The 12,313-nt window shown below is 37.7% G+C and carries 12 protein-coding genes; 1 reads left to right on the top strand and 11 read right to left on the bottom strand.

The window, feature by feature from the left end; translation table 11 throughout:
* Positions 1-1,104, top strand: a 1,104-nt coding sequence (locus K8F54_RS03200; protein WP_290786912.1) for a T9SS type A sorting domain-containing protein, incomplete at its 5' end; no start/stop codon positions are given.
* A 447-nt stretch (positions 1,105-1,551) separates the two neighbouring features.
* On the opposite strand, the gene K8F54_RS03195 is transcribed toward K8F54_RS03200, so the two are convergent.
* The 11 genes from K8F54_RS03195 to K8F54_RS03145 all read right to left on the bottom strand — a co-directional run bounded on the left by K8F54_RS03195 (position 1,552) and on the right by K8F54_RS03145 (position 12,128).
* Entirely contained in the window at positions 1,552-2,235 is a 684-nt protein-coding gene (locus K8F54_RS03195) for a hypothetical protein (RefSeq protein WP_290786909.1), read from the bottom strand.
* Between the two features lie 264 nt (positions 2,236-2,499).
* Complete coding sequence (locus K8F54_RS03190) at positions 2,500-3,063, bottom strand: DUF4256 domain-containing protein (protein ID WP_290786906.1); 564 nt, start codon at positions 3,061-3,063, stop codon at positions 2,500-2,502.
* Between the two features lie 85 nt (positions 3,064-3,148).
* A complete protein-coding gene (gene arsB, locus K8F54_RS03185) occupies positions 3,149-4,180 on the bottom strand; it encodes an ACR3 family arsenite efflux transporter (protein ID WP_290786903.1) in 1,032 nt (343 codons plus the stop codon).
* Positions 4,162-4,815: a protein-tyrosine-phosphatase gene (locus tag K8F54_RS03180; RefSeq protein WP_290786900.1), complete on the bottom strand. Its 654-nt coding sequence runs from the start codon at positions 4,813-4,815 to the stop codon at positions 4,162-4,164. The genes arsB and K8F54_RS03180 overlap by 19 nt, the downstream gene beginning before the upstream one ends.
* A 276-nt stretch (positions 4,816-5,091) precedes the next feature.
* The gene (locus K8F54_RS03175) at positions 5,092-7,284 is read right to left on the bottom strand and encodes a heavy metal translocating P-type ATPase (protein WP_290786897.1); all 2,193 of its coding nucleotides are present in this window, start codon (positions 7,282-7,284) and stop codon (positions 5,092-5,094) included.
* 197 nt (positions 7,285-7,481) lie between these two features.
* Positions 7,482-7,865: a lactoylglutathione lyase gene (locus K8F54_RS03170; protein ID WP_290786893.1), complete on the bottom strand. Its 384-nt coding sequence runs from the start codon at positions 7,863-7,865 to the stop codon at positions 7,482-7,484.
* Between the two features lie 58 nt (positions 7,866-7,923).
* Positions 7,924-8,412 carry a hypothetical protein gene (locus tag K8F54_RS03165; RefSeq protein WP_290786890.1) on the bottom strand — a complete coding sequence of 163 codons (489 nt, stop codon included), beginning with the start codon at positions 8,410-8,412 and terminating at the stop codon, positions 7,924-7,926.
* 171 nt (positions 8,413-8,583) lie between these two features.
* Complete coding sequence (locus K8F54_RS03160; protein WP_290786887.1) at positions 8,584-9,102, bottom strand: ester cyclase; 519 nt, start codon at positions 9,100-9,102, stop codon at positions 8,584-8,586.
* Between the two features lie 225 nt (positions 9,103-9,327).
* Positions 9,328-10,473, bottom strand: a complete 1,146-nt coding sequence (locus tag K8F54_RS03155) for an ankyrin repeat domain-containing protein (RefSeq protein ID WP_290786884.1) — start codon at positions 10,471-10,473, stop codon at positions 9,328-9,330.
* A 173-nt stretch (positions 10,474-10,646) separates the two neighbouring features.
* Positions 10,647-11,090, bottom strand: coding sequence for a GNAT family N-acetyltransferase (locus tag K8F54_RS03150; RefSeq protein WP_290786881.1), 444 nt, complete (start codon positions 11,088-11,090; stop codon positions 10,647-10,649).
* A 165-nt stretch (positions 11,091-11,255) separates the two neighbouring features.
* Positions 11,256-12,128, bottom strand: a complete 873-nt coding sequence (locus K8F54_RS03145; protein WP_290786878.1) for a hypothetical protein — start codon at positions 12,126-12,128, stop codon at positions 11,256-11,258.
* Positions 12,129-12,313 lie beyond the last annotated feature (185 nt).

Raw genomic sequence — 12,313 nt, 5'->3', positions numbered from 1 at the left:
GAGACACCTCCTGGTCCGTTATCACAGTTGAAAATTTCTGAAATCAGGATTGATACTCCAGATACATTCGAATTACAGAACGTAGGCTTGGCTGCAGATTATACCGGCTATACCGTTGCAGTAAGTGATGACTACTCAAATATTAATATCGTCAATTCAATTACGCAGCCGTTGGGTGCCATGGGAGCCGACTCAGTTGTCTTTTGGGATGATAGTTCAGGATCTGGACAGTATTGGGGAAATAATTTATTCTGGAGTTCTTCAGGAACCGGATGGGTTATTGTGATCGATGCTTCAGGAAATGTAGTAGATTCACTATTCTGGAACTGGAGTGCTGCTGCTATTTCGGGTCTTAATGTGACAATTAATGGCTTTAATGTTACCGGAGCCGATTTGGATTGGACAGGTATAGGAGCTTCCTTCGTTAGTGCGTGTGGTGATTCTTTTAGAAGACACGACGATACCGATAGCGCAGCCGACTGGGCTGTAGGTTGTGAAGCTGCCGATTTTGGTGTACCGAATGCAGATATCAATTTAGGGTTTTCAGGTTGTTTAGGAGATCGTTCTCCGGCAACGGCTAGTATCGATAGTATCGATCCTACCATTACATGTCCTCCAGATGAGACAGTGACTGTTAATCCGGGTGAGCAATTTACCATACCAGATTATACAGCCTTAGCGACTGCGGCCGATAACTGTACCACATCACCAATAATTACACAAGATCCTGTTGCCGGTACTATGGTGGGCGTAGGTGTAACTGTGATTACAATGACAGCAACAGATGAAGCGGGTAACGATGCTACCTGTACATTTGAGGTTACCGTGGATGAGGTACTTGGAGTAGGAGATTCGGAATTGAGCAATTATATTGTTTTGTATCCAAATCCTACACAGGGTAGTTTGACCTTGGTAAATCGTACGACAACCGAATTGCTTTCAGCAGTTATTACAGATGTGAATGGTAGAATTATTAAAACAGTAGACTTATCCAACTCGGGTATGAATACTGAATTCTCTGTTGATGCCTTAGCAACCGGAATGTATTTTGTTCAAATTAATACAGCTTCCACAAGTATTGTGAAGCGTATAGTGAAGCAATAAACATAGAAATAATAAATTTTAAAACCCCTGTCTTTATTATAAAGACAGGGGTTTTTTCTTTTTTCTTCGTTTTTAAAGATAAGTTTGGTAGGGTTTTTGCCTTATAACTTGTATATAATATAGAGAGCTGTTTTAATGAAACATAAAGTAAACATTAAAATACCTTCAGTGTCCCTAAAAAGAAACATTAAATAGCATCTTATAAAAAGTCCGTCCTCAAGCAATTGGGGACGGACTTTTTTTAAGTCATAGCAAGCAATTATTTAATGTTACAGGATTTTATGAAGAGGAGGCATGGATGCGCGTTTTGACCATGCATTTATCCGTAAAATGCTCGACATACATCTCATTTCGTATGGACCCTTTATTTTTTTTAAAGTATATAATGTCCAAAAAAAATGCCTGATCACTACAACCAAGCATCTATATTAAAAATAAATTAACTTCTTATAAAGTGTCAAAGTGAGAAACCACCTGAATTAGATCCTTCTCCTTGTTAGGATTCAAATTGTGTTCTTTGACATAGGATTTCACTTCTTTTTTTAATTTTCCGAAGGCTTTTATTTTTCCGCTTTTTGAAGTTGACATTTCCGTAAAAATACCTGTTTCATCTACATAGTATATCGCTTCGCGATCGCGGTACATGGCAGCTATATCATTAGACATGGAATTTTCCGCTTTTTGCGCCGGATAATATTTCTTGGTAATTTTTTTATACAAAGCCTTTTTTTCACCTTTAAATAAAACAATAAAATAGCCCCTAAGTTCATTTTTAGAAGAAGAGATATATTCAAAGGATTCGTTGCCTATCTTAATTTCGAAGTCCTGACTTCTAAGCAAGGTTCTAACAATTTTACTGTTTCTATTTGCAGGATCTTTTATTTCGAATTCTTCCTTACTAACATTATACCGTATATCATGATTGAAGGCAATTATTTTTCCATTGGATAAAATACTTCCCTTTAGGAATTCATCTTTATAATAGGGTGATCCTGTATAATCATTGGGATTGTCCATTAGATTGACCGTCCTGCTGGACAAATATTCAAAGGTAGGTGATTCTTGAACTGCGGGTTGAGCAATGGCGGTGGTAGCCATTAATAATACTAAAAGAATGCTAAAATTCTTCATGAAATATATGTTTATTTAGTGGAACCGCCGAATGTATAGCGGCCCTGTATTGAGGTTAATTAATTTTTTTGATTATTAAGAATGCGGTTGCAAAAGTTAAAAAAATAAATCAAAAATCGTTATTCAGTCCTATTAAATTTTAGTTAATTCAATAACTATTTCTAATTTTTGGTATACAACTGAGTTTTCTTCGGAAGGCGACAGCGTTTTTTTGAAATCTATTAGAATTAATTAGTTCTTTTAGCAATAAGAATGTGTTTTTCATTATACCTTTAAAACACCCCGAAACCCCCTAGCCGCATAGTACGATTCGGCACCATTGTGATAGATAAAAACGGTCCCAAAACGAAAATCACCAAATAGGGCCCCTCCAAGTTTTCTAATTTCTACAGGAGTTTTTATCCAGCTGGAGGTCTTTGTATCGAAATTTCCTAGTTTTTGTAATGTGCGATATTCGCTTTCAGTAAGAAGTTCGATGCCCATGTCTTGTGCCATTCCTAGCGCGCTATTTTTTGGCTTGAATTTCTTCCTGGATTCGAGCGCAGCGGGGTCGTAACAAAGGCTTCGTCTTTCTTTTGGGCTTTCAGAGGCGCAATCGTAAAAAATGTATTCGCCGGTGTTTTCATCAAAACCCACCACGTCTGGCTCACCACCGGTTTGTTCCATTTCGTTCAGCGACCATAATTTTTCACTCGACATTTCTAGTCGAGACTGAATGTTACCCCAATTGAGCTCCTCATGACGGTGCCTATGCTTTTCAAAACGAGCGCGCAACGTGCTAATTAATAATTCAGCTTGTTTTACGGATAATTCCTTATTTTTTTTCATGATTTGATGTTTTATTTATATGCTTCAGCAATACAACCTAACACGGTATTGCATATTCGGCATCGAAGTACAATCTCCCTGCTTTTCAGTAATATTTTTTCTTCAGCCAAAATGAAACCCGAACCAATAAAATTAGTGCCGGCACTTCCACTAAGGGACCAATGACTCCCGCAAATGCCTGTCCCGAATTGAGTCCGAAAACCGCAATGGCAACCGCAATGGCGAGTTCAAAATTATTTCCCGCCGCTGTAAATGCCACCGAAGCGGTCTTGTCGTATGTAGCACCCATGGATTTGGTAAAGAAAAATCCGATGATAAACATTAGGGTAAAATAGATAAGTAGCGGCACCGCAATAATTAAAACGTCCATTGGTATTTCCACAATTAATTCGCCTTTGAGCGAGAACATCACCACAATCGTAAATAAAAGTGCGATCAATGTCAATGGCGAAATAGTTGGGATGAATTTTTTGGTATACCATTCCTCGCCTTTTAGCCTAACAAGCAACTGTCGACTTAAAATTCCCATTAAAAAAGGAATGCCTAAATAAATTGCAACGCTCTCGGCAATCGTCGCAATCGAAATATCAACGATGGCACCTTCAAATCCGAAATAGGGCGGAAGGAGCGTTATAAATATCCACGCATAAAAACTGTAGGCAAACACTTGAAAAATACTATTTAACGCTACCAAACCTGCACCGTACTCACTACTTCCTTCAGCCAGGTCATTCCAAACCAAAACCATGGCAATACAACGGGCCAGTCCAATTAAAATAAGTCCTACCATATATTCGGGGTAATCTCGTAAAAAAGTGATTGCCAAAACAAACATTAAAACGGGGCCAATTACCCAATTGAGCAGTAGTGAAATAGATAGGATTTTGGTGTTTTTAAACACCTTTGGCAGGAGTGAATAATTGACTTTGGCCAAGGGAGGATACATCATTAAAATTAAGCCAATGGCAATGGGAATATTGGTTGTACCACTACTAAATGAGTTTATGACGTTAGGAAATGTTGGAATATAATATCCAATTCCTACGCCAATTGCCATAGCGACAAAAATCCAAAGAGTGAGGTTTCTATCGAGAAAGCTTAACTTTTTTGAGGCCATATTTCAGAATTTATTTGAGCAAATACATAAAGCAGTTCGGTTGCGATTTGAAGACTTCTTTCGTGGTATTTTTGCGCTTGCTGTGGTGTGCCGTCAAATACTTTTGGGTCCTCAAAGGTGATTGGAATGCGTTGTTCGGCCCCTAGAACAAAGGGACAGGCTTCCTTTGCCGAATCACATGTCAATATCGCAACAAAGTTAGATTTTGGGTTGAAGTCGTCACCCAATGTTTTCGAAAATCCAATGATGGGATGTTCATTTTCGGCATATTTAATACTATAAATAGGATTGTCGCCTTCCGAATGTTTTTTGATTTTAAAACCTGAATTTTGTAAGGTTTCCACCACCATCGGAAATAGCGCAGTGCTTTCTGTCCCACCCGAATAGCAGCACACATTCTTGATATGGAAATAATAGGCCAAGGTCTGTGCCCAAACTTGTGACAAATGGCTTCTTCGCGAATTGTGCGTGCAAATAAAGTGGATTCTAACCTCTTGATTTGTCGAAACTTTTGACTGAACATAATCTGCTAGCGGTTGTAAAATGGCCTTTCGTTCGTCCGAGATGGTTTCAGGTTTTAAACGCTGGATGAGATATACTATTTCTGAATATAGGGAGGATGGTGTTGTTTGCATTATTTTGAGGTGTATATATTTAGCGACCATCGTCTATTTTCGAAATATTGATGTTGAACATGCAATATTGTTGCTTTCATTATAGAACTATTTACCGTGTTGTTAGCGTTGCATCTATTTGTCGTTTCTAAATTTTCTTTGATGCGTCGCAATTGTTTCAATTCCTTAGTACCGGGGATGCTGTACAACGGTCTTATAAAACCTTTTTGGCCGATTTACCCTTGCTTTTTTTCAGCTAGCCTAATGTACAAATAATATCAAGATGTTATTTCGGGTTTACATTTCATATTTCAACAGTCTCAAGGCATTCAGTACAACGATCACGGTAGAGCCTTCATGACCCACTACAGCTGGTCCAATTGCAATTGTACCCATCATCGTTAAAGGAACCAAAAGCGCCACCATTCCCAAACTGATTATTAAGTTTTGCTTTATGATAAGTTTTGCTTTTCTGCTCAAACCAATAGCGAAGGGGAGATTATCCAATCTATCGGCCATCAAAGCAATATCTGCTGTTTCCAGAGCAACGTCGGAACCTGCGGCCCCCATTGCAATACCCACGGTGCTTTTTGCCATTGCGGGTGCATCATTTACTCCATCTCCAACCATTGCTACGCCGCCTAGTTGTTCTTTTAATTGTTCTATTGCCGTTACTTTATCTTCTGGAAGCAAACTTCCCAATGGGTCGGTTATCCCTATACTTTTGGCAATGGAATCAGCTACTTTTTGATTATCTCCAGTCAGCATTACCATTCGCTTAATACCAATTTTTTTCAAAGCGGCTAGCGTTGAAATGGCTTCAGGGCGCGCAACATCCATGGCCGAAATAATCCCCAAGTATTCATTGGCTTGATGCACAATCATGGCGGTGTGTCCATCAGATTCCAATTCAGACATCTTCAGGTCAATATCTTCAGGAACAGGTACTCCCGTCAACTCCTCAAAAAGCCTACGGTTGCCAATGTGAACGACGCTCCCATCCCATTCGGCTTGGATGCCCCTTGCGATTAATGCTTTTAAATTTTCCGCTTCAGGAATATTGATAGCTCCCAATTCTTTTCTACCTCCGGCTACAATCGCTGCAGCCAACGGATGATCACTCAAAGCTTCAACCGCTACAGCGACTTTTAATAGATGTGTTTTGGTAATTGTTCCAAACGGAATAGCATGTGTCAAGGTAGGTCTGCCTTCGGTTAGCGTACCTGTTTTGTCGAAAGCAATGGCATTAATTCCTCCTAAGTCTTCGAGCGGGCGCCCTCCTTTAATGAGTACCCCTTGACGCGCTGCGCGTGCAATTCCGGCCAATACCGCACTCGGGGTAGAAATGGCTAAGGCACAGGGCGAAGCAGCGATAAGTACAGACATAGCTCTGTAAAAGCTCTGCTCAAAGGATTCGTCAATAATCACGAAGGCGAATAATAACAGGATCACTGAGATTAAAACCGCAGGAACATAGAATTTTTCAAACTTATCCGTGAGGTGTTGTGTTGGTGATTTTTGTGTTTCGGCCTCCTTTACCAAATAAATTAACCGAGAAAGCGTACTGTCCTTTGCTTCTTTTAATACTTTAATTTCCAGTGCTCCGTTACCATTTATTGTCCCGGCAAAGACTCGGTATTCCGGAAGCAGTTTTTTAATCTCTATTTCATTTTCCCAGTTGGGGCTCGGCCGCTTCGTAATTGGCATACTTTCACCTGTTATAGCAGCTTGGTTGACGGGGCTTGTTCCATTCGTAACTACACCGTCGGCAGCTATGGTCGAATTCGGTCTTACCACAATTATATCACACACCTTAAGTGCTTCGATATGCACTTCTTTCAATTCGCCATTTTGTTTTACAAGGGCCGTTGGAGGCGCCAAGTCGGAAAGTGCTGCAATCGATTTCCGTGCGCGTTTCATGGCATACTGCTCCAAGGCATGTCCCAAACTAAACAAGAAGAGTAGTAAAGCACTTTCTCCCCAATGACCTAAAATGGCAGCACCTATTGCCGCAAACAGCATCAGAAAATCTATTTCGAACCTTCCTCTTAATAAATCTTTTCCTGCAGAACTGAAAGTGAATATCCCACCAAAAATAGCCCCAATAATAAATAATATAGTAGCGATATTTTCAAAAGCAACGGTAAAGGAGAAGACAACTCCCGAAATCCAACAGGCACCACTAATGATCGCATAGTACAGCTCGGTGTTTTCGCCAAGAAGGTAGAGGAACGAAAGGCCACTGTCATTGACTTCCTGCTGCGTAGGCTCATGTGCATTTTTTACACCAACAATATGTAAACCTAATTTTTTAATGGATTCGGTAATATCGGGTATAGCTGTTAGGTTATCGTCCCATTCTATAAGCATCATGCCCGAAGCTGAAATAGACACATAGTCGACACCCGTTTTTTTTCTTAAAATTTGCTCAACTCTTCGAGCTTTCCGAGTATGAAGTTGCTCTCCTATTTCTACTTGCAGTTTGTTCATCTTTGATTTATGTGCATTTTAAAATTTTCTACTTCTTTTTCTTTGTGATGAAGAACGGGTTCGTAAAAAGTTTTCTTGGTTCGTTTCGCTGGTTTTTGTTGTTAAAGATATTTTTAAATTCTAGGAATTCAAATTCTTAATAAGACAGGTGTAGCTATATACTGTTATGTGTTCTTGCTTAGTTTTCTATTATCCGATTAATTAGTTTCGGCCAAGGCAATTACGTGACCATCCAAATCGGATATATATCCGACTTTATCTCCCCAATCACGATTTTTCAATTTACTAATTTCTTTTCCTCCGAGCAAAATGCCACGCTTAACATATTCATTTGCATTATTTACTTTAAAATATAATTCACATCTTGGAATGCCATTTCCATTTTTTGGATTTGGCAAAGGTGGAGAAATAATTTTAGCAATTCCACTTTCGGGCATGAGTCCTAGTTTTACGTTTTCCGATAGTTTAAATTCGGTCATTCCAGGGACATTTATTATAGGTTTTTGTTGAAGTAAATTCTGGTAAAACTTCGTGCTTTTTTCTTGATTAGAGACAAAAAGTATAAATTCAAATTCATTCATAATCTGCTTTTATTTAGCATTTGTTTTCAATGAAGCACAGCAGTCTCGGCTCGTTTAATTATGCATTTTGTAAGGTTTTGGCTTTTTCCACTATTTTATTCAGTTCACTTACTTTTTGTGTTCCGATGACAAACTTCTTTCCATTTTTTAATTCAATTGCAAGCCCTTTATTACCATTCGTATTGTAAACAGTTCCATATTTACTTCCAATTCTGATTCCATAACCTACAAATCCATAATTCACAATTTCAACACTTTTAATTTCTTTCCAATGGACTTTCTTTTTAACAAATGGGAAGAACTTCATTCGGATTTCATTTTCGTCAATTTCGGTTTTCAATCGCATAAACCAGAACAAAGCTATCACACCAAAAATAATAACACAAAAAATAATAAGTCCAAAATCGGACATTGGATTATCACCAAATTTTTCGCCAAGAATTAGTTGCTTATACATTCCAAAAATTGGTAAAATTCCAATTCCGATTAATACTATCCACAGCCACCACTGTGTGAATTTTTGTTCTTCTTTAAATTCAATTTTCATATTAAATTGGATTTTTTCAGCTTGTTGCCAACAGCTCCTTATACTGGTAGGGTAGGCAATGGCCAAGCCGCTTTCGTGATTTTGTTATAACCTTAGTTCTTTGTTTTGGCGAGATAGCGTTGTTTTAGCACGATTTTCAGCTTTGCAGCTATAGCCAATATCGTAGCTGGGTTATTCACCGTCCGTATTTTCTGGAACTGGTGGAGGAAAATGTCCTAGCTGCGTCAGGATGGCAATATTATCCCACGTAACCCAAGTTTCAGCAATTTTGCCATTTTCAATTCTATGAACACCGGCAAAGTCAAGTTTGGCTGTCTTGCCAGAAGGAGGGAATGGTCCCATTTGTCCGGTTTGAGTGCCTGAATAAGTAGCCCAAAAGGCAACCAGATCTCCCTCGGCCACAAGCATCTTAACATCAAGTTTTTGATCTGGAATCGACTGTCGATCCATTTTAAGGAACTCCTTAAAGGCATCCAGTGATTCAATCTTCAGGTTGGGTGTAGCCTGACAATAACGCTTATAGTCTTGGGATATATAATTATCAATTTCCTCAAAATTACCGTTTCCAACAACCTCAAAGGCTTTTGCTGCAATTTCTTTGTTTTTTTGTTCGAGATCATACGACGAGTCTGAACAACCTAAAATTCCTAAAAACAGGATAGTACTTAGATAAAAAAGTTTTGTTTTCATAATCTTAATGTTTAATTAACTAACGGGTTTGGCTATGATTTCGGCGGGGTGTGGCAGCAGCGCGTTGGGTGCGTAAATCGGAAGTGGTTTGGCCGTGTAAGAATCATCCGTGCGATTGGATACCACTAGTCGAAATCATTCCGAGTTGGTTTATTGTTTATTTAAAAATATATTTTTCCTTTTAATAATTCAGCTTCGCTGAGTTATAGCCCTAGTTAGTAATAGCTATTCGTCTTTCAGTATTTTTAAAATTTCTTTATCTGTAGTCATTTCAAAAACGTTTTGATTGTATTTACTTATAATTGACAAATCTGGATTATACTGTAATAATAGCGAAACAAAATCCTTGTTCTGATATAAAGTAGCCCACATAATAGGTGAAAAATTGTTTATTCCGTCTGTGGTGTTTATTTTGGCTCCTTTTTGTAATAAGATTTCACCCAACGCCATATTATTAGATCTAATGGCAGCTGTAAGGGGTGTAAGAATGAATCTGTTATCCGTTTTATTTACATCAGCTTCATTTTGGATAAGGAATTCTGCTATCGAATTTTTACCATAAAAAACAGACAAGTTCAAAGCTGTTTGACCAACGGAATTTATTGCGTTGATATCAGCACCTTCCGCAATCAAATATGTTACCATTTCAAAATAGCCATTTTTTGCTGCGGTCATTAGCAATGTATTGCTTGCACCATCTCTGGTATTGATGTTATCTTTGTTCAGTAATGACTTAAACAAAGAGAAGTCGTTGTTTTTAACTGCATTAATTAAGTCCAATGAATTCTCATCGACTTTGTGAACAGATACGTTATGTTCTAATAACAAATTGACAACATCATCCTTCCATTCTTTTAGCGCGACTCCCATAACGCCATCTGAATGAATGCTTTTTAGATTAGTCTTTGCTCCATTTTCCAACATTAATTTTGTAAATGGCACATTTCCATAATATGCTGACCAATTGATGACAGGGTCACCGTTATTGTCTTGTATATTAATATCAGCACCTTTTTTGATAAGATATTTTGCAATTTCTAATGATTTGGAATTGCTCGCCATCATTAATGGAGTTGACCCCATTTGTGTTTTGTTTTTCAAATTTGGATTTGCTCCTTTATCACCAATTATTTTAACGATGTTTAAATCACCTGTTAGTACTCCGAGCGTTAACATATTGACACCAGTCGTATCGAAAGAATTTACATTGTGTTCATTGATCACTTTTTTTAATGATAAACTATCCTTGTTGTTGATGAACTTAATGATTTCCTGTACATTGTTCTCTGATTTCTGCTGTGTGTTCTGTGCAGTGATATTTGAACTTGTAGCAATCAAAGCTACCAATAGAAAATTAGCTAATATTTTCATTTTCCTTTCTTTTTTAATTCTTGCCAGATGTTAAAGCTAACATTCCTGCCTACCGGTGTGTATGGCAATGGCAAAGCCGTTAGATTATATGTTGAGGTTAGATAAATGTAAGTAATTTGTTCGAGATTTCATGTTAGTTCTAAAGATAGCAATGCACTAAAGCCGATGTTGTGCTAAGTTAATGGTTTTCTTAATCCAATTCGGCTACTACCGTCTGAATACCAGTTTTCCATTTCCACGAATTGCGTGTAACCATGTCTATAATAAAATCGAAGCGTAGAAGGTCCAGAAGTCCAGAGCCAGATGTTTTTAACTCCCACCGTTCTAATCAATTCTTCCAGTTCCTTTAAAAGGTCAGAACCAATCCCTTTATTTCTAAATTCCTTCTCGATAAATAGATCGGTTAGGAAGAACCAACCTGAATATTTTCCTCCATTCTTATGAGCCAAACCTGAAGAACATCCAACAAGTCTGTCTTCATTTAGTGCCACAAAACTCATTCGTTCAGTACTTTCTAATTCTATTCCTTCTTCAATTGAAAGATTATCAAATCCAGAGTTCACTTGTTCAATTTCTGTAGAAGTCAATTCTCGATTTACGATGTTGATTTCATTCATTTCATTCAATTGATTACTGCTCCTCTCATTAGTATCTCGTCCTAAAATACGTCTACAGGTTAAAGGTATAAATTAAATACGTTGTTGCAAGTAGTAGATTTTTGAAAGATTTAAATCAAACTTAAATTTCTAGTTATACTGTTAGGGCTTTATCTTGGCAATGATTTAATGTTTGATTTGCAGAAGACAATTTCCTGATCCTGTCCAATTGCCTTGTGCTGAGCTTCCATCTTCTGTCCAATATCCCTTGAATTCAGTTGGTGAGGTAAATTCAAAAAACACCTTCCCCGTACTTTTTACAATATTAATCTCAGACCATGTGCCTTCATAAAACCATGTGCCATTCCGTTGGAATAATCGCCCCGAAATTTTTTTTGTCGTCGTACTATAATATCCTTCATTCCAATGGATGTCGCCATAACTCGAACTCCAGTCACAACTCAAGTTGGGTTTTTCTGTATTAGTTGAAGTGGTATTAGAAACATTGCTTCCAGTGGCAAAAACGATAAAAATCTCGTGATAATTAGCTGCAACAATTTTAATTCCGGTCAAAGGGACTTCTTTTTTAGGATTGTACTTTAAAGTAATGATGTTATTTTGCCTACCTGCCTGCCAATCTGCGACGCCCGAGGATCCGTTAGAACTGCTAACAAACTCGATATTCTCATTATAAATATAGTTTGGGTATTGTTCAATAGACCTAATACTGCTGGCACCGAATAGTTCAACGATGCTCCACTTATAACCGCATGGTGTATTACAATTCTCACAAGAAAGAGTTGCTTGAAAGGTTTCTCCTGGCAGCAGTGTATTGAGAGATTTAGAAAAGGTAACTTTTACCTTATAAGCCCCAATGCACCCACTTCGATAGGCGCGATCAAAAGAAATGTATCCTCCGCGTTCATTAATCTGCGCATCAACTGCAACATCTTGACTTGGTTTTTGAACGACATCCAAAAAACGAAGCGACTGTGCGTTCGATGGTAAGGTTCCGATAAGTAATAAAAAAATAAAAATATTTAAATGAAGAGCTTTCATCGTTATTAAATTATTAGCATTTAATTTTAAAAAGCATATTAATATATGTAAAATCACTTACAATTACAAAAGTATTTATTGGCAGTGATGAATTGAAGTATATGTTTTATTAATAAATCTAAAACTTAAATCTTTTATATTAAATTATTGAATTCGTAGATACATACCGATATTACTTGCAACGG

The organism is Altibacter sp. (genome assembly GCF_019913785.1).
Taxonomy (GTDB): domain Bacteria; phylum Bacteroidota; class Bacteroidia; order Flavobacteriales; family Flavobacteriaceae; genus Altibacter.
Note: the sequence above shows the minus strand (reverse complement) of the source record. Positions and strands in the feature narration are given on the sequence as shown.